The 18,865-nt window shown below is 43.8% G+C and carries 14 protein-coding genes; 1 reads left to right on the top strand and 13 read right to left on the bottom strand.

What is annotated here, in order from left to right; genetic code table 11:
- Positions 1 to 39 precede the first annotated feature (39 nt).
- The 7 genes from CL667_13450 to CL667_13420 all read right to left on the bottom strand — a co-directional run bounded on the left by CL667_13450 (position 40) and on the right by CL667_13420 (position 11,260).
- The gene (locus CL667_13450; GenBank protein ID MAL18703.1) at positions 40 to 1,239 is read right to left on the bottom strand and encodes an efflux transporter periplasmic adaptor subunit; all 1,200 of its coding nucleotides are present in this window, start codon (positions 1,237 to 1,239) and stop codon (positions 40 to 42) included.
- A gap of 22 nt (positions 1,240 to 1,261) precedes the next feature.
- The gene (locus CL667_13445) at positions 1,262 to 5,662 is read right to left on the bottom strand and encodes a CusA/CzcA family heavy metal efflux RND transporter (GenBank protein ID MAL18702.1); all 4,401 of its coding nucleotides are present in this window, start codon (positions 5,660 to 5,662) and stop codon (positions 1,262 to 1,264) included.
- A 150-nt stretch (positions 5,663 to 5,812) separates the two neighbouring features.
- The gene (locus CL667_13440) at positions 5,813 to 6,244 is read right to left on the bottom strand and encodes a hypothetical protein (GenBank protein ID MAL18701.1); all 432 of its coding nucleotides are present in this window, start codon (positions 6,242 to 6,244) and stop codon (positions 5,813 to 5,815) included.
- Positions 6,245 to 6,321: 77 nt separating this feature from the next.
- The gene (locus CL667_13435) at positions 6,322 to 6,735 is read right to left on the bottom strand and encodes a transcriptional repressor (protein ID MAL18700.1); all 414 of its coding nucleotides are present in this window, start codon (positions 6,733 to 6,735) and stop codon (positions 6,322 to 6,324) included.
- A gap of 204 nt (positions 6,736 to 6,939) precedes the next feature.
- Entirely contained in the window at positions 6,940 to 8,154 is a 1,215-nt protein-coding gene (locus CL667_13430; GenBank protein ID MAL18699.1) for a hypothetical protein, read from the bottom strand.
- Positions 8,155 to 8,184: 30 nt separating this feature from the next.
- On the bottom strand, positions 8,185 to 10,779 hold the full coding sequence (locus CL667_13425; protein MAL18698.1) for a copper-translocating P-type ATPase: 2,595 nt from the start codon (positions 10,777 to 10,779) through the stop codon (positions 8,185 to 8,187).
- Positions 10,780 to 10,891: 112 nt separating this feature from the next.
- A complete protein-coding gene (locus CL667_13420; protein MAL18697.1) occupies positions 10,892 to 11,260 on the bottom strand; it encodes a hypothetical protein in 369 nt (122 codons plus the stop codon).
- 189 nt (positions 11,261 to 11,449) lie between these two features.
- Between CL667_13420 and CL667_13415 the strand changes: the two genes are divergently transcribed.
- The gene (locus CL667_13415) at positions 11,450 to 12,070 is read left to right on the top strand and encodes a rhomboid family intramembrane serine protease (protein MAL18696.1); all 621 of its coding nucleotides are present in this window, start codon (positions 11,450 to 11,452) and stop codon (positions 12,068 to 12,070) included.
- Between the two features lie 18 nt (positions 12,071 to 12,088).
- On the opposite strand, the gene CL667_13410 is transcribed toward CL667_13415, so the two are convergent.
- From CL667_13410 to CL667_13385, 6 genes are all read right to left on the bottom strand, one after another.
- Positions 12,089 to 12,742, bottom strand: a complete 654-nt coding sequence (locus tag CL667_13410; GenBank protein MAL18695.1) for a hypothetical protein — start codon at positions 12,740 to 12,742, stop codon at positions 12,089 to 12,091.
- A 43-nt stretch (positions 12,743 to 12,785) separates the two neighbouring features.
- Positions 12,786 to 13,223 (bottom strand): hypothetical protein, encoded by a 438-nt coding sequence (locus CL667_13405; protein MAL18694.1) that lies wholly within the window; start codon positions 13,221 to 13,223, stop codon positions 12,786 to 12,788.
- Positions 13,224 to 13,345: 122 nt separating this feature from the next.
- Positions 13,346 to 13,912, bottom strand: a complete 567-nt coding sequence (locus tag CL667_13400; GenBank protein MAL18693.1) for an AraC family transcriptional regulator — start codon at positions 13,910 to 13,912, stop codon at positions 13,346 to 13,348.
- A 153-nt stretch (positions 13,913 to 14,065) separates the two neighbouring features.
- Positions 14,066 to 14,386 carry a P-II family nitrogen regulator gene (locus CL667_13395; GenBank protein ID MAL18692.1) on the bottom strand — a complete coding sequence of 107 codons (321 nt, stop codon included), beginning with the start codon at positions 14,384 to 14,386 and terminating at the stop codon, positions 14,066 to 14,068.
- Positions 14,387 to 14,451: 65 nt separating this feature from the next.
- Complete coding sequence (locus CL667_13390; protein MAL18691.1) at positions 14,452 to 17,556, bottom strand: CusA/CzcA family heavy metal efflux RND transporter; 3,105 nt, start codon at positions 17,554 to 17,556, stop codon at positions 14,452 to 14,454.
- Positions 17,557 to 17,599: 43 nt separating this feature from the next.
- A complete protein-coding gene (locus CL667_13385) occupies positions 17,600 to 18,859 on the bottom strand; it encodes an efflux transporter periplasmic adaptor subunit (GenBank protein MAL18690.1) in 1,260 nt (419 codons plus the stop codon).
- Between the last annotated feature and the right edge of the window lie 6 nt (positions 18,860 to 18,865).

The raw sequence follows: 18,865 nt of genomic DNA, 5'->3' as shown, positions 1-18,865 counted from the left end.
CCATAAAAACATGAATATGGCTTTGCCGGAAAGTTTTTGTTAATCATCGTCGGAAGTCTGGCTTTTCTTCATTTCAGAGATCAGGTAATAGGCATTGTTCCAAGCTACTCGTGCTCCATCCGGCAATGGTTCTAACAACTTCACTTCAACCCAACCATCTTCCTCAATGCCGGTCATAATTTCTACCGGAGTGAAAGACCATTCGGTATTTCCGTTTTCCTCTTGTTGTTCTGCGGTGAATAGGTAGGTTTTACCCTCGTCCTCAACAATGGCATTCTCAGGCAAAGCAAAGGCTTTAGTCTCTGAAGTGTGAATCGTGCCGTTGATATACATCCCGGGAATCAGGAAGTTTTCTTTCTGATCAATTTCGCCGTGCACATGCACTGCCCTAGGATTTTGTTCGAATTGTTTGCCTACAGAGTAAATGGTAGCTGTAAGTATTTGATCCGGTACTGACTGTACAGTAAAAGAGATGGATTGGCCCCTTTTAACTTTGTGCACATCTTTTTCAAAGACCATCAAATCGGCATGAACATGTTCGTTATCCACAATTTCAAACATGATTGTTTGGGGATCAACGTACTGACCGATTTGAATCTGAACCTTTTCGATGTACCCATCAATAGGGCTTACTACCGGCACCGACGAATAAATATCGCCGTCTTGTATTTGTTCAACGTCCAGGTTAAGCTGATTCAGCTGAGCCTCATAACCTTTGACCTCCGCCTTAACTGATTCGTATTCGGCTTTAGTTTGTTGGTAAGTTTGGCCGGAGCCTACCTTTTCATCATATAACCTTGCTTGTCGCTTAAATTCATGATCTAAATACAACATGCGCTGATACAACCGTACGTATTCAGTTTGGACTTTGGTTAAATTAGGATGGGAAAGGAAGGCAATAGTCTGATTTTTTGACACCTGATCTCCCTCAATAACTTCTATGGAACCAATATTACCTCCCAAAACCGCAGTTACGCTTGCCTCATGCTGCGGGGGAACTTCCAGCTGACCATTTGCTTCTACGCTCTCTGAGAGAAAGCGCAGGGACAAAGTATCCAGTTTCATTCCAAGGCTGTTGAACTTCAGTTCCGACAGATGAACCATGTTTTCTTCTGCCTCAGCCACACCGGCAAGTTCTGTTGCTTCTTGTTCTTTTTCATCGCTATTGATCTCGCCGCAGGCTGTAAAAACAGATGCAAGGACAGCCAATAAAATTATATATAAATTAGATTTATTCATTTTTTTGTTGATTTAAAATCTGTTATTGAGTTTTGTTGAGGTAGTATTCTAATTGGAAATGGCTATTCAGATAATTGCCAAATGCATTCCATGAGTCGATTTCAATGCGAATGGCATCTCTGATGCTTTGAAAGAAAGCCACATAGTCTATGGCTCCTTCTTCATAAGAGGTGATGGCACCTTGCTGTTGTTCTTTGGCAAGAGGGAGTGCTTCCTGTCGATAATATTCCCACGAGCGCAACCATTTCTGATAATTTTCCCGGATACTGTTATAGGTACTGTTGAATTCTCTCTGAGCCTGGTCTAGGTTTTGACGGGCAATATTTCGTTCAATCCGGGCGGATTGAGTTTTCCCGGCCTTAGACCAGAAGAATACCGGAAGTCTGATCCCGATCTCATAGGAATTAAAGCCACCTTGCGCAGCTATTTCCTGCCAGCCATAACTGGCTTGAAAACTTGGTAAAAACTGACTTCTTTGTTCTTTAATCGATGCTTCCGCCACGTCAATTTTTTGTTGATATAAAGCAATCAGCGGATGGTCGAATGTAGAATCTACCTGTAAAGGTTGAACAAGCTGTTCGGCTGAAACACTTTGAACCGTGTATAACGAGTCCCCCTCAAACCATTTGTTAAAAGCTCGAACAGCAGCCCCATAATCGCGGAAGGCTTGTTCTGTTTGTATGGTAATTTGGTTGGCCTGATTCATGATATTAAGATATCCCAGCCGGGAAATTTCCTCCGTTTCAAATTTTATTTCCGCAGCCCTAGCAATATCCCTGAATTGCTGGTTCAGGCGATTATAGATCTCATATTGTTGTTTAGCGATGAAAACCGTTGACCAGTCCTGCTTTACCCGGAGCCTGAGCTCTAACTCAGACAATTCATAGTTCAGCCTGGCAAGTTCTGTTTGTTCATTCCGATGATTTAGCCTTGGTAAAACACCGAACAGATCAAACTGCTGCTGAATGCCAAATTTTGTAGTAACACCGTCCGAACCGTTGCCGAACTCTTCACCTCCGGTAAAGAGGTTCGTATCGCCAAAGTCCCAGGCTGTTTTTTGAAGAGCCTTCCTGTTGTCAATTCCAAGCCTGGCTGCCTCAAGAGAAGGATAATTTGCTATCGCTTTTTGAACGGCCTGATCCAGCGCAATTTGCGGGAGGGTATCATTCAGCACCTGTTCCTGAGCCTGTACAGAATCGGGAGAAAGCAGCAGGCTTCCACCAATAATCAGCAACACAACGGAGGCCATAGAAGTACTACCCGGCTTGTGTTTTCTCATTTTACGCTTTTCTATGTACGCATAAAGGATGGGCAGCACGACCAACGTAAGCAGCGTGGCGCTAATCAACCCGCCGATTACAACAGTGGCCAGCGGCCGCTGTACTTCAGCACCGGCTGTTGTTGAAAACGCCATCGGAAGAAAACCCATAATAGCCGCCGTAGCGGTCAATAAAATGGGGCGAAGTCGCTCTTTGGTACCTGTCAAAATTCGTTCTTGTAAATCCATAACACCTTCGATTTTTAATGAATTAAACCGGCTGACGAGCACAAGGCCGTTTAGCACAGCCACTCCGAACAATACAATGAAACCAACTCCGGCAGAAATACTGAAGTCCATTCCACGTAAAGCCAGGAAGAAGACACCTCCAATAGAAGCCAGGGGAATAGCCAGATAGATCATTACCGACTGTGAGAACGATTTTAGTGCGAAGTACAGCAGCACAAAGATAAGAAACAGGGCTATAGGCACTACAATAGCCAATCGGTTCTTGGCCCGTTGCAGATTCTCAAATTCACCCCCATAAGTAATGTAATAACCCGGCGGCAGATTCAATTCGGCCTCCAGTTTTTCTTGAATATCCAAAACCACCGATTCCACATCCCGCCCGCGTGTATTCACACCAACATAGCTCCTGCGAAAGGTGTTATCTCGCGAGATCTGCATAGGCCCCGGCTGATAACTGATATCCGCCACTTCTTTAACCGGCACCTGTGCACCGTTTTCCAGATCTACATACAGATTGCGAATATCCTCAATGCCAGTACGATGAGCTTCATCAAAGCGGATCACAAGATCAAATCGTCTTTCGCCTTCGAATACAACTCCAGCAACACCTCCGGCAAAAGCTGAACTTACGTATTGATTGAGCTTCGTGATATCCAGTCCATATTGAGCCACTTTTTGCCGGTCATACCTAACGGTCATTTGAGGTAGTCCAGCCGTACGTTCGGGACTCACATCACCCACCCCTGGAATAGTTTGAATAATTTGAGCCATTTCCTGAACTTTCTCCGCCAATACATCTATGTCGTCTCCGTATAGCTTTACGGCGATATCTTCTCGTACACCTTCCAAAAGTTCGTTAAACCTAAGCTCTACCGGCTGGGTAAAAACGAAATTCACACCTATCATGGTCTGATCGAGTTTACTCTTTATTTTTTCTATCAGCTCCTCTTTAGATTCGGCAGAGATCCAGTTTTCTTTATTCTTGTCCAGAATGATGTACATGTCGGCAATGTCCATGGGCATAGGATCAGTGGGAATATCAGCTACCCCAATTCGAGCTGTTACTGTTTCTATCTCTGGAAATTCTTCCAGCAGTGTCGTCTCAATTTTCTTGGATTGATCGATCGCCTCTGATAATCCACTGCCCGGACGGAATAGGGCTTGCATGGCAATATCTCCCTCATCCAGTTGTGGAATAAATTCACCTCCCATTCTCGAAAAGGTGAACATCGCACCGCCAAAAAGCAGTATGGCAGCTACAATCACAACAGGTTTTCGCTTTAACGACCATTGGATAACCGGATCGTAGCCCTTCTGAATAAAGGATATAAGTTTGTTGCTGACCCGATCGAGGCCTCGCTCGAACCGGGCAAACCATCCCTTTCTATTTTGTGAGGGTTTCATAAACAGTGCCGAGACCATTGGTACATAGGTAAGACATAAAATAATAGCACCTAATACAGCAAACCCAAAGGTGAATGCCATAGGACGGAACATCTTACCTTCTACTCCTTCCAGAAACAGGATAGGGGCAAATACAATAAGGATGATCAACTGTCCAAAGAAGGCAGCATTCATCATGGTGCTGCTTGCCTTGTAGGCAATTTCATTCATCTGTGTTTTACTAAAAGCACGTTTTCCGGATTTCACCCTTTTTTCAATTTCATGAACCGTGCCTTCCACTATAATTACGGCTCCATCAACAATAATACCGAAGTCGATGGCTCCAAGGCTCATTAGATTGGCCCACACCCCGGTGGCCTTCATCATTATAAAAGCAAAAAGAAGGGAAAGCGGAATAAGTGAGGCGGTTATTAACCCTCCGCGTAAACTTCCTAAGAGTATTACCAAAACGAAAACTACAATCAATGCACCTTCCACCAGGTTTGTGGTAACTGTACTGGTGGTTCGTTCAATAAGAGCACTTCGATCAAGGAAAGGCTCAATCTTTAAACCTTCAGGCAGTGACTTTTGAATTTCAGCAATTCTATCCTGAACGTTTTGAATGGTTGCATTCGGGTTTGAGCCTTTCAGCATCATAATAATGCCACCTACTGCTTCCTCACCATCCTGAGTAAAAGCTCCATAACGAATTTGAGTTCCAAAGGTAACCTCTTCTGCTACATCTCTGATTAGGATGGGTAGTCCGTTTTCGTTCTTGACTACAATGTTTTCTATATCTTCAAGGCTGCGTATCAATCCTTCGCCACGAATAAAATTAGCCATCTTGTTTTTCTCGATATAGGCCCCGCCGGTATTTACATTATTCCTGGACATTGCCTCATATACTTCTGAAATACTAACTCCCATTGCATTTAGTTTATCAGGACTTATGGCTACTTCATATTGTTTGATGCCTCCACCGAAGGAGTTGACCTCTATAACCCCTTCCAGGAGCACCATTTGGCGCTTAATAATCCAATCTTGTATTGTGCGCAATTCATCAGGCGTATATTGATCTTCATATGCAGGGTCCACCTGAATGGAGTACTCGTAAATTTGGCCTAATCCACTTGAAATGGGCCCCATGGATGGACTTCCAAAATTCTCGGGGATCGTTTCGCCCAGTTCACTGAGTTTTTCCTGTACCAGTTGCCGGGGTAAATAGGTACCCATATCATCTTCGAAAACGATGGTAACCACGGATAACCCGAATCGGGATACCGAACGGATTTCAGTTACTCCTGGCAGGTTACCCATGGCAAGCTCCACGGGATAGGTTACAAATTGTTCAATGTCTTCGGTAGATAGATTTTCCGATACCGTAATCACCTGTACCTGATTATTTGTAATATCAGGAACCGAACCTAGATTAATGGTCATCATAGAATATAATCCTACTCCTATTAGAGACAGGATAAACAAGCCGATGATAAACTTGTTCTTAATCGAAAAGGCAATAATTTTGTTGATCATGTTTACAGCTGTGTGAATATAGATTAGTCTTTGATGCCGATCTTTTTCAAATACTTTGGCTGAAACCACAGAATGACCAGAGGTTAAACAGCTCGTTGAAAAAAATGGATGGGGCAGAATTTGTTTCTGCTAAATAGAGAAAGGCAGGTATTAAATCAGAAGTTGTGTGACTTTAATAACTTTAAGAGTTATTGGAGGGGATAAGTTGTCTTTTAGATATACAGGTAACGTAATTTGAAAAACAGGTTCACCATAGTTCCCAAACAAATAAGGAATGATTGGAAACATAAACTTACAGTCCGGGCACTCATTTCTTAACAGTGCATCATCATAGCAGCACTGATTTTGAAATTGATGGTGCTTTTTTTCAACTGTTTTGTACCCTGAATTAGTCTCTTCTGAATGTTGTAATACAATTTCAAAACAGCCTTTATCTAAGTTGTAGGTAGAGGAAACATCATGAGTACTTGCTAATACAGAAACACTTAAGGGTAGAAAAAAGAAAAACCCTGCCCATGAAAAAAGAAAAGATGCGATTGTCGCAACATTCAGATTACGTATATATGCTCTGAAAAAATACAATTCTTTAAGGGGAAATATTGTGATTAAGTAGAATGCAGATAATAAGGATTATTTGTAATGCAACTCAATTGCAAAGATCAGGAAGAACAGGAAGGACAACTCCCGGTTATCACAAAATTGCCGTTGGATGGAGTAAAATTTTCGGGCAGATCGTAGTTAGGAATGCCAAGATGTGGAAAACAAAATGTTTGTTCACAGGATAAACAATAAAAATGAACGTGCACATCATCCGGGTACGAACAGGTACAGTTTTCAGAACAAAGGGCATATTTAGTTATCCCACTTGCATCGTTTATTTGATGCACCAAACCATGTTCTAAGAATGTTTTTAAGGTACGATAAAGCGTTGTTCGATCTGCATGGGTAAACTTTTCTTCAAGATCTGATAGGCTTATTACCGACTTTGTTTCAGCCATGAAAAGAAGAATCCGCATGCGCATAGCGGTCGGTTGTATATCTCTGCTCTGCAATCTTTTTTCATGAATAGTCATCTTTATTGAAATAATATTCGTTGATTAATGTGTACAAGTAATATTTATACAAAGGGCGAATCGCCGGTATAAATCATATCAATTCTATGATAAACTACCACTAAAATCTTTGAAACTCATATTTGGTAATTTTGATATAAATATATGGGTTCGGGGCAGTTATCTTTCGTTTCCAAAATTCTAAATAAGTGAAAGATTGGCAAGCTATAACACATTGACCATTTCCTGATTTACTGATTCGGATTGCTTTTTAATACTCCGAAATCCCAACAAAAAAAGAAGAGGCAAAATTGCAGAGGGGATCTGTTGAGGAATAAATGACCAGCTTAGGAGAAAGAGCAGAAGAATAGCTGCATATAGTACCAAAAACACTTTATAATTTTCTGAAAGTCGTTTTCTGCCCATAAAAGAAAATATAAAGGCCGACAAAGCCGGGGCAGACCACACTATATTCCAATTCCATTTGGTTGAGGGATACGAAGAAAAAAACCACAAAAAAATGATCAACACTCCAATCAACCCAATTATCCCGAATAACAGACGGTCGAACCAAAACCAGAATGTGTGATTAGTTCTATAGAAAAACCCGGCAAGCAGGCTTGTAATCAGCAAAAACCAAAAGCTTAAAGTGGGGCTTACTCTCGCAGGACTAATGACAGACCGTTTCTGAGGAGCATAAAATCTCTGCTCTGAAACCAAGGCAAGACTTGTATCAGCTTGCTGTATCCGAGCGTGTGAAAATCCCTCTTTTAACAGGTCGGGTAAGAACAGCGTTTCCGACTCGGGTGGGTTGCGGTCGGCGGGAGTACCCAACAGCAAGTTAATCCCAAATTTTACCCAGGAAACGGATTTCACGTAGGGATTAATAAACTGCCGAAAACTATTCTTTGCCGAATTTTGCGGCTCTTGAAAATGGATTGAATCCCCAGCTACTGCCTTGACAGCCTCATAGATCCGGGTGGTACAGTTATCATAGAAGAACTCATAGGAATAATATCGATTTTCGGGCCGGGCGTTATTCTCCAAAAAATCATACAAGCGTTTGGTTTGATTCTCTGTTAGATTTAATCGCTGTTCAGTAATAATGCGGCCGTCATTCAAATATGCTTTTTTTGCATTCTCAAACTTGTTCACCGAAAGAAAATATCGCAGATCGCCGAGGGCAAATTTCCAATAAAACCCTGGAGCGTTGAAATCAAAAGTACCATAATTATATGCGCGATCTACACCTGCTTCCGGGTCGTAAATGCGCAAGGCAGTATGGCCAAACAAAGTGTACAATTCAGCACCGGAAGAAGTCGTAAGGAGACTGACCTGAGCTTCCGGCGAAAGTTTAGGTTGCCCGGCGTCTACAGAAGAAGTTGCTGCAATAAATAGTATCAGGAAAAAGCTTACTGCTTTAGTTATAGTGTGCAACATATTGGCCGAGCTAATTTATCTTTGAATAGGTTAGGATTTGTAAGCTAACAACCTCAACGCATTAAATACCACAACTACTGTTGACCCTTCGTGGCCGATGACTGCCCAACCCATGCTCAGGCCAAAAATCGTAGCTGGCACAAGCAGAGCCACCATACCCAGGCTGATCCACAGGTTCTGCTTGATGATCGATTTGGTTTTGCGGCTCAGTCCGATAGCAAACGGAAGAACGGAAATCTTGTCGGCCATTAAAGCTACATCGGCTGTTTCAAGGGCCACATCTGATCCGGCTGCTCCCATAGCAATGCCCACTGTGCTGTTGGCCATGGCCGGAGCATCGTTGACGCCATCGCCTACCATCGCTACGTCGCCTTCCTCTTCACGAAGCTTTTTGACAGCTTCCACCTTGTCTTCAGGCAGTAAATTACCTTTTGGGTCGTCGATACCGATCTCTTTAGCAACAGCATCGGCCACCCGCTGATTGTCGCCCGTAAGCATGATCAGGTGTGTCAAGCCCATGTCCCGCAGTTTTTGAATAACCTCCTTGGCATCCTCTCGTGGGGTATCCATGAGTCCCAGCATACCAAGATATCGATCACCATGACGAACAATCATGGTCGTTTTACCTTCTCCTTCCAATTCTTCTACCCTTCGTCTAAGGTCTTCTGAGAGTTTAATGCCATCGGCCTCTTCAAATAGCTCCGCATTCCCGATATACACTGTTGTATCTTTAATCGTTGCTTTTACTCCCCGCCCTGTAATGGATTCAAGATCTTCGGCTTCGGGAAAATCAGTTTCCCCTAACTTCTCTTTTCCATCACGTACTACGGCAGCAGCCAGCGGATGGTCGCTCAAACCTTCAACCGCTACAGCCGTTTGCAGCAGCTCCCGCTCTTCGACGCCTTCAAAGGTGATTACATCGGTCAGTTTGGGCTCGCCTTCGGTGAGGGTGCCGGTCTTGTCAAAAGCCAGTGCTTTGAGGTTGCCCAGGTTCTCCAGCGGACGGCCTCCTTTGATGAGCACCCCGCCGCGGGCTGCCCGGCCTACACCACTGAGCACCGCACTTGGTGTAGAAATAGCCAACGCACAGGGACTGGCGGCAACAAGTACAGCCATCGCCCGGTAGAAGCTGGCGGAGAACGGTTCATCAATGATTAAAAAAGCAAAGTTCAACAATATCGCCAGTGTTAATACAGTGGGCACAAAATATTTTTCAAATTTATCGGTGAACTGCTGGGTGGGCGATTTCTGAGCTTCAGCCTCATTCACAAGTTTGATAAGCCGAGAGAGCGTGGAATCTTTGGACAGTTTAGTCACCTTCACCTCCAGGCTGCCGTTGCCGTTAATGGTGCCGGCAAACACGCGGTGCTTATCGTCAATAGAATCTGCGTCTTCATCGATGGATTCAGGATCGTCATATTCCATCTTGTCCACGGGCACGCTTTCGCCGGTGATGGGTGCCTGGTTGACACTGCTTTCGCCATTGATAACTACCCCGTCGGCGGAAATTTTGCTGTTCGGTTTGATAACAATAACATCCCTGACCTGCAACTCCTCAACAGGTACCTCTTCGGTGGTTCCATCTTTTTTTCGCAGAGCGGTTTTTGGCGCAAGGTCAGCAAGCCCTTTGATGGCATCTCGTGCCCGACCCATAGCATAGTGTTCCAGGGAATGTCCAAGGCTGAACAAGAAAAGCAGAAGCGCCCCCTCAGCCCACTCCCCAAGGATTGCAGCTCCAATCGCGGCAACCAGCATCAGGAAATCAATCTCGAAATTTCCGGCTTTTACTTCGGTGTAAGCTTCCTGCACCAGGTAGAATCCACCAAAGAAGTAGGAGCTCACATATAGTGCAAGCGATACCCAGCCGGGCACCGTGCTCACATAGGAGAGGCCGAATCCTATGCCAAGCAAGCCACCGCATATCAGCGAGAAGATCAGCTCGGTTTTTTCGCCAAAGATGCCACCGTGATCGTGGGTATGATCGTGCGATTCTTCGTCTTCATAATCCGAATCGTGATCATGCTCATGGCTATCATCTTCATGTTTAGCCTCACTTTCCTCATGATTCTCTTCATTTTTGGCAGGTGGTTTTTCTATATCATTATTCATTTCATAGCTTCTATCCCGTGACTTAGATTCCTTCTTAAGAAGAGTTTCAACCTCTTCATTTCGGTGTTTGATTGATGCGGGCTTAATGCTGAGCCCCATATCTTGAAGAGAAATTATCAAATCTTTAATTGTAGTCTTGCTTTTGTCGAATTCCATTCGAATCCATCCGCTGGACCCGGCAAAGGCATCAACTACACCCTCCAATTCATTGAGCATACGGGTAATGCTTCGGGCATGACGGGCATGTCTGTTTCCAACTACTTCAACCAACAAGTGGCCGAATTTATCGTGCAGTTGAGCCCCGGTCTGTTCGGCAATACTTTTTATTCGATGCAGTGTAATGAAATCAGGATCAAAATGAATGCAAAGCTGGGGCGGATTTTCTTCGCTTTTGACATGCACCCGAAAAATACCTTCCCGCCCCTCTAAGGTTCCGGTTAACCGGGACACACATTGATCTTTTAAATCAGGTATTTCAGGCAATAAAACAGGTAAATCAAGTTTAAGTTTTTCCATAATGTCCTAATTTGAGTTGAAAAAGCTGAACCAGGATTCAACCTAATCCAGCTTGTGAATAGCTGTAACGGTGCATTCTTATGTACTATTCACATAATTTTGCATAGGTACTTTATTCGTGTGTATTGTTAATCCACTTCCATCCCTTGTAGGCTTCTTCTGTATAAAAGTATTTAAGTTCTTCTTTGCTTATTGCATCGATCAATTGTGTTCCCCATTCCTGCCATTTCTTTTCACCAACAATAGCAATTCGGTCGAAATACCCAATGTAGTCCGCATCAAGATTTAAATCTTTCCAGGCAGCGGCTACACTTTCCCACCCTTTAAAGCCCTGCATACTAATATAAAGATGAGGATCGTCAGATTGAGAAATATGATTTTTTAGCATGGGAATAAGTTCATCAAGATCCTGCATTGTCAATTTTCCTGAAATATTCAAAACCAAAACAGACGAATCACTAAGTTCACTAACTTCTATCATAATAGTTTTCGATCATTCCTGTACCGTTGTTAATTATTTACCATAATGTACAATACTACCTCTGTTGAGTCTTGCAGATTTATGTGGTACTTGTGCAGGATTTTGCTGTTAAGCTGACTTCACGAAACTTAAAGAGACTACCACAGGTTTAAGGTTTACAAGAAAAAGTTAACAGTAAAGACTTCAACTTTGAATTATCAAAACGATCAATATCAACCAAACTCACAATTTTCTGTATTCCCAACCGCGGTTAAAAACTTACTTATCATAAACGCGTTGGTTTTCATAGGGTTGAATATTCCGGGTTTAGGTAACTTTCTATACCAATTGGGGGCACTTTGGCCTCTCGAATCCGGAAAGTTTGAAATATGGCAGCCGATGAGCTATCTCTTCCTGCACGCTGGGTTTGCACACATCTTTTTCAATCTCTTTGCACTATGGATGTTTGGTCAAGCTATTGAAAACTATTGGGGTTCTAAGCGATTTACTATCTATTATTTTATAACAGGAATTGGGGCTGCAATTATTCAATTGATATTTGTAAATGCCAACGTTCCTACTGTTGGCGCATCGGGGGCGGTTTATGGAATTTTGCTTGCCTTTGGCATGATGTTTCCAAATCGTTATATCGTTCTTCTTATTCCTCCTATACCCATTAAAGCCAAATATTTTGTAGCCATATTTGGAGGCATTGAGCTAATGAACGGAGTATTTGGCACACAGGCCGGAGTAGCCAATTTTGCACATCTGGGTGGAATGCTATTTGGGTACGCCTTAATTAAATTTTGGGGACTAAAGAGGCCAGGGTAATAGATAAAGCTTTTATATTCAAGCTGTTCCGGAACAAACATAAACAGCTCCGAAGTAATACTCCTTCATTTCTGATTGCTGAAAATGCTGTTCCATAGATTTCCATGGAGTTCTTTTCGTGTGAGCCTTTCGTACTCCATAGGTTTTCAGTAATGAAAGAGTGACATCTACTAACCATTCAGGCCACTTTTCCGGTTTTTTGAATTCAAAAATAGACATCCGTTTGCCCGGTTTTAATTCATTAGCAACGTACTGTATGATTTGATCATATTTTGGCGACATAGTTAATGCAGCAGTAGAAAGCACAGCATCCGTATGTTCTGGAATAGCAAAATCAGCCATATCTGACTCAACCAGTTGCACATTTTTCCAACCGTGTCGTCTTACCCGTTTCTGTGCTTTATCTAACATCGATTCCGATAAGTCAACTCCAATGATCGTGCCTTTGTATCCAACCATTCGCTGGAGTATGGAAAAATTTAGTCCTGTACCACATCCCAAGTCAATAACAGTATCTCCCAGTTTTAGCGATAATCCTTTAATAGCTTCTCTTCTGTAAAACTGATACTGAAAACCAATCAGGTTGAACAACCAAAGTGAAAGATCGTATCGGTCCGCCCAATCACTGTAGATTTCTTTTATTTGTTTTTTTGAAAGTATTTCATAGTCCATGATAATTGTGCCTTTTGTTCACAAAAGTACCCACTCATTAAATTTAGCTTAGTACATTTAAGTTCTTAATTATCTCATTTAGAATAGACTCTTGGGTAATATATTTATTGAATTCAACAATCAGGCTGCCGGTTGGTACGATCAAAACATTCATAACTCCTTTCATATTTTTCAGAACAGAAGTAGCAGCCTTAAGTTTTTCGGAATCTGTGAATTCTTTTAATCTAATTTGAAAGTGGCCAAAGGTTTGATCGAGCGAATTGGCAGTTTCCTGGACCATCCTTTTTACCTGATGTTCACTAATAATTTCTGGATCAAAAGAAATGGTGAGTTGAGGCTTATCTGTAACTGATTCACTTTTTTTTATGTTTAAAATTCCTTCCCGTTTTTTTAGGCTGCCTAACAGCCGGTCAATGCAAAAATCTCTTGAGTCAGAAACACTTTTCAATAATTTTCCAAGTTCGATTTTCATTATTTCCATAGAATTTATTGCTCCCTTTTTAATCAGTAATGATATTTTCTTATACCAATATTCAACCCATATACTATCTATTTCCGCCAATAAAATCTTGCAGATGTATGATATCTATATGCAATTTTATGTTACAAGCGATCAATGGAAGTTCTTTTTTGTTCTTTAATTTCTTTGAAGTGAGATGGTGATAGTCCTGTTTCCTTTTTGAATTGACGAGAGAAGTGCTGTTGACTGCTATAACCAAGCTCGAAAGCAATCTCACTTAAATTTTGCTCTCCATAAACAATCAATTCTTTAGATCGCTCAATCTTCTGTAAAATAAAGTATCGTTCTATAGATTTTCCCTCTACACTGGAAAACAGTCTGCTAAGATGTTGATAGTCTTTGTGAATGTTCTCCACTATATACTCCGACAGATTACCCTCCAGTTTATTCCGGCCATAAATGATCTCAAGAATCAGATGTTTGATTTGTTCCACCAACTGACTGCTTTTATCACTTATAATTTCAAATCCATTTTGATGAACAATATTTGTTAGTTTGATAAACTGTTGCCGGTTCACCGGTTCTTGGAGCTTTATAGCACCCAACCTCATTGATTCTATTACAAAACCAGCTTCGTTTAATTTACTCTCCAGTACTTCTCCGCAATGTTCACACACCATATTTTTTATACGAAAAATTTGTTCTTCCATGGTCAAAGTTATGTTTAAAAAGTTGCTGTTGTAACAACAATTAAGCGGTGCATTTCAAATCGCAGTTCATTGTTATCACGAATATAATTTCAGATGACTACTGCCACGGTCAAATGGCAGCAATCTTGGGGTATAAAGTGATGTAATCTTAGCCTATCGAATCACTTCATCGTCGATTTCCCCAGTTCGAATTCTTATAGCTTTATCTACTTCGGATATAAATATTTTGCCATCACCCGAATTGCCCGTTTTTCCTTTTTGGATGATCGTATCAATAATTTCAGCAACCCGTTCATCGGGAACAACGGTTTCCAGTTTTATACGGTTGGTGAGCCGTGCTTTATCTTCGGCTTTAACGTGCCCCCATCCCCGCACATCCGATAAGGTTATACCAGGCGGTTCTGGTAAGGCTTCAAGGCCATCAATGACGTAATCAATCATGTTGGTACGAATAAATGCTTTAATCTCTTTCATAGTAAGTTGGTTTTAATGAAACCTCCAAGGTTTCAAATACCTTGAAGGTTTGTATCTATTTATAATTACAGTTCAACGTGTTCTACTGGTTCAGCGAACCACTTGTAGATAGTGGGTAATACCACCAGTGTAAGCAGAGTCGATGTTACCAGACCACCAACTACCACGGCTGCCAGAGGACGTTGCACATTCGAGCCGATATCGTTTGCCAGTAGCAACGGAATCAGTCCGAGACCGGTGGTCAAGGCCGTCATGAGTACAGGGCGAAGACGTAATAACGCCGCTTTAACAACGGCCTTGTGGGTTTCAAGTCCTTCCTCCCGAAGTTGGTTGATGTAGGAAACCAGCACCACGCCATTGAGTACCGCGATACCAAAGATGGCGATAAAACCCACGGCTGCCGGCACGGACAAGTAGAGACCGGACACCCAAAGCGCTACAATACCACCGATAGTGGCAAAGGGTATATTCAGGAAGATGAGCACAGCGTATTTCCAGCTACTGAAGGTGGAAAACAGCATGAAAAAAATGAGTCCCAGCGTAATGGGAACCACTACATACAACCGCGCCATCGCCCGCTGTTGATTTTCAAACTGTCCGCCGTATTCGGTGAAATATCCTGCCGGTAGTTCGACCTGCTCAGCCACCTTTTGCTGAATTTCACTGACTACGCTTCCCATGTCTCGTCCTCTCACGTTAAGCTGTACATAGGTTCGGCGACTGGCTTTATTTCGGGAGATCTGCTTTGGTCCGGTAAAGACTTCCACATCGGCTATTTGTGACAGCGGAACCAATGCTCCTTTAGCCGTACGGATGGGTAGATCGCGAACCTGGTCAATGTGGGTTCGCTGAGATTCCTGTAGGCGAACAAAGATATCGAAGCGTCGGATGCCTTCGAAGACTTGCCCGGATACCGATCCACCGATCCCGGTTTCTACGGTGTTAAGGAAGTCATCCATGCTAATTCCCAGCCGGGCCAACTGCTCACGATCCGGACGAACCAGGATTTGCGGTTTGCCGCCTTGTTGCTGGGCGCGGACATCTACAGCTCCTTCCACACCTTCAGCAATGGCCTGGATTTCACCTGCTTTTTCAGCCAGCACATCCAGGTCATCGCCATATAAACTCACAACCACTTGGGCCCGAACGCCGCTTAGCAGCTCATCAGTACGAAGCTGAATAGGTTGGGAGAAATTGGAAGAAACGCCGGGTAGATCCTCGGATAGTTTTTCTGCCATCGCGGTCTGAAGTTCTTCGTAATCACGTCCCCATTCCCATGCGTCCAACGGTTTCAAATTCACCACGTTGAAGACCACGTTCACCGGCTCAGGATCTCCACCAACTTCAGCACGACCAACACGCGAATAGACGCTTTCTACTTCAGGAAAGGTTAGCATCGATTCCTGAAGCCGCTTGGAGTATTCGGTAGTGGTTGGAAGATTGGCCCCCGGTGGTAATACCGAACGAACGGCGTAGGTACCTTCTCGTAAAGTGGGCTGAAACTCGGTTCCTAAAAACGGAAAGATGGCCATGCTTCCGGCAAAGAGAACAAGAGCGGCACCAAATACCATTTTAGGATATTTGGAGGTCTTCTCGATCAACGGTTCACTCCATTTTTTGAGCGTACGTACCAACCAGGGTTCCTTGTCCATGCCTTTTTCGGGAAGGATGAAGCTGGAGATAATAGGAATGTACGTCAGCGCTAAAAAGATGGCTCCGAACAGCGCAAAGGTAATGGTATAAGCCAGCGGTTTGAACATCTTTCCTTCCACACCTTCAAGCGAGAAGAGTGGCAGAAATACAATGATGATAATGCTGGTAGCGAAAAAGACCGGTCGAATGACTTCACGCGCGGCTTCACTCACAATCCGTGTTAGGGACACATTTCCTTCTTTTCGCTCCTCAAGCAGCCTGTACGTGTTTTCCACAATTACCGTGGCGCTGTCACCAATCATCCCGATGCTTATTGCCAGTCCACCAAGACTCATTAGGTTGGCCGATATACCCAGCCATTTCATCCCTATGAAAGCAATCAAAAAGGCGATGGGAACCGTGGAAATAATGATCAACGTGGATCGGATATCTCCCATAAAAAAGTACAGCACGATGAGCACCAGAATGGCTCCGATGTAGAGGGCATTGGTAACTGTACCCACGGCTTTTTCTACGAGTTCACCTTGAGAATAAAAGGTTTCCATGATCATCCCTTCGGGGAGGGCGCTATTAATGGCATCCACTTTATTATCCATTTCGGCCAGCAAGTCCTGTGTGTTGGTTCCGATGAGTTTCAACACAAAACCGCCCACCGATTCTTCCCCGTTGGCAACCAGTGTTCCTCGCTTGATTTCCGAGCCAAATGCCACTTCAGCTACATCTTTCACATACACCGGAGTGCCGTTTTCGTTAGATACAATCACATTCCTGATGTCGTTGATCCCGGCAGAATCGGGTTGAATCCAGCCATAACCGCGCACCAGGTATTCTTCTCCTCCGCGTTCCAGAAAAGAGGCTCCAACTGTACGATTATTTTTATTGAGTGCGCCTTCGAGATCTTCAAGGGTAAGACCGCGGGAAACCAGCGCGTTCATATCAGCTTTGACCTGGAACTGTCTAACATCCCCGCCAATTGACAGCACGCCGGTTACGCCAGGTACTGTTCGCAGCTGCGGTTTTACGATCCAATCCTGAGCGGTACGGATATCCATCAGGGAGTGGTCGTAGCCTTCTTTATTCTTGACCTCATACATCAACACCGTTCCAAGGCCGGTGGTGATAGGGCCAAGTTGGGGTTCACCAAGTCCGTCCGGTATCTCGTTTTTGGCCTGCGACAGTCGTTCGTTGACTAATCGCCGGGCAAAGTAAATATCGGTTCCTTCCTCAAAATAAATATTCACTCTGGAAAGCCCGAAAATGGAGGTGCTTTGCACCCGGTCCAGCTTCGGCAATCCATACATGGAGATCTCGATGGGGTAACTGATCTGGGTTTCCACATCTACCGGAGAAAGTCCCGGACTGGAAGTAAACACCTGCACGAGTGTGGGTGAAACGTCGGGAAAGGAATCTATGGGTACATCCCGAAAGGAAAAGTAGCCATAGAGCGCTACCGCGGCTACCAAAATAAAGATGGTTAGCCGGTTCTTTAATACTTTATCAATTATTTGTTCAAGCATAGGTCAAATATTCAGGGTGATAATTTTGTTGATCTGATCTGCATTAGTGGCCATGATCTGCACTCCGGGTTGCGGCGGTAAGAGCTGATTTCAGGTCAAAAGCCCCGGAAACTACGGCTGCTTGTCCAGGTGTTAAACCGGAAAGCACTTCCACGAAACCATCTCGTTCATTTCCAAGGGTTACGGCTACCGGACGAAAACTTCCGGGCTCTTCACCAGGCACAAAAACACGGTCGGTGCCTTCGATTTGCTGAACAGCACCCACCGGAATGAGCGCAGCGGTTTCCTTTGAATTGGTGTAGATGCGAGCGGTACCAAACATACCGGCACGGAGCTGTCCCTCAGGATTATCAAAAAGCGCACGTACGGGCATGGTTCGGGTTTCTTTTTCCAGCTCGTACGAGATCCAGTCGGTCGTTCCCTCAAAGGTGGTTCCAGGAGTGCTTCGTATGGAAAGCTCAACACCCTGTCCGGTTTCCAGATAGCGAATATCTTGCTCATATCCGTCTATCATCACCCAAACCTTAGACAAGTCGGCTACATGAACCGGCGTTTCACTGGGGCTGATAGTCTGTCCGGGAGAAAGGTCTCGCTCCTGAATGGTACCACTCAAGGGACTGCTCAGGTAGAAATAAGAAAGCGGAATCTCACTTCCGGCCTTAATATTTTGGATATCATTATGGGATAATCCGTATAAACGCAACGCTTCAGAGGCGGCATCAAGCTCTGCTTTCGCTTGTTCATATTCCAATTCGGCCTGCAACAGCTCAGCCTGACTGGAGATATCCTGTTCATACAAATTTTGCTCACGCTTAAAGTGGGCTTCCTCCTTCTTCATGGCCGCTCTGAGACGAATGTAATTGGCTTTGATCTTGCCAAGTCCAACGCTGCTCATTTGTGCAATGGGCTCGCCTTCTTCCACGTAATCCCCCAAATCTTTAAGCACTTTAACCACTTTGGCCTCAATACGCGGACCCACTTTTGCAATGCGATCCATATCGTACATCACACTGGCAGGCCGTTGAATTACGGAGCTTGCACTTCCGGCTTTCAGGGTATCTACATTTATATTGAGGGAAGCCATTTGCTCTTCAGAAAGGTGAACTTCACCGGGTCCTTCACTCTCTTCCTCCGAATGTTCACCTTCTTCCTCTGTATGTTGTGTTTCTTCACTACCGTGTTCATCAGCAGTGGCATGGTTTTCTGTTTGAGGAGTGGATTCATTTTGAGAACTACAGCCGCTTATAACGACTCCACTCAAAAGCAACATCCACACCGGAAGTAATACGTTAATGATCTTCATTGTTTT

The sequence above is a fragment of the Balneola sp. genome (assembly GCA_002694685.1).
GTDB lineage: Bacteria > Bacteroidota > Rhodothermia > Balneolales > Balneolaceae > Gracilimonas.
The sequence above is the reverse complement of the archived record's forward strand: the minus strand, read 5'-3'. Positions and strand labels throughout refer to the sequence as shown.

Bases quoted from the DNA above. Each gene is read 5' to 3' on its own strand.
- CL667_13430 (MAL18699.1), bottom strand. From the start codon at position 8,154: ATGTTGCACACTATAACTAAAGCAGTAAGCTTTTTCCTGATACTATTT.
- CL667_13435 (MAL18700.1), bottom strand. From the start codon at position 6,735: ATGACTATTCATGAAAAAAGATTGCAGAGCAGAGATATACAACCGACC.
- CL667_13405 (MAL18694.1), bottom strand. From the start codon at position 13,223: ATGGAAATAATGAAAATCGAACTTGGAAAATTATTGAAAAGTGTTTCT.
- CL667_13445 (MAL18702.1), bottom strand. From the start codon at position 5,662: ATGATCAACAAAATTATTGCCTTTTCGATTAAGAACAAGTTTATCATC.
- CL667_13450 (MAL18703.1), bottom strand. From the start codon at position 1,239: ATGAATAAATCTAATTTATATATAATTTTATTGGCTGTCCTTGCATCT.
- CL667_13385 (MAL18690.1), bottom strand. From the start codon at position 18,859: ATGAAGATCATTAACGTATTACTTCCGGTGTGGATGTTGCTTTTGAGT.
- CL667_13390 (MAL18691.1), bottom strand. From the start codon at position 17,556: ATGCTTGAACAAATAATTGATAAAGTATTAAAGAACCGGCTAACCATC.
- CL667_13420 (MAL18697.1), bottom strand. From the start codon at position 11,260: ATGATAGAAGTTAGTGAACTTAGTGATTCGTCTGTTTTGGTTTTGAAT.
- CL667_13395 (MAL18692.1), bottom strand. From the start codon at position 14,386: ATGAAAGAGATTAAAGCATTTATTCGTACCAACATGATTGATTACGTC.
- CL667_13400 (MAL18693.1), bottom strand. From the start codon at position 13,912: ATGGAAGAACAAATTTTTCGTATAAAAAATATGGTGTGTGAACATTGC.
- CL667_13425 (MAL18698.1), bottom strand. From the start codon at position 10,779: ATGGAAAAACTTAAACTTGATTTACCTGTTTTATTGCCTGAAATACCT.
- CL667_13410 (MAL18695.1), bottom strand. From the start codon at position 12,742: ATGGACTATGAAATACTTTCAAAAAAACAAATAAAAGAAATCTACAGT.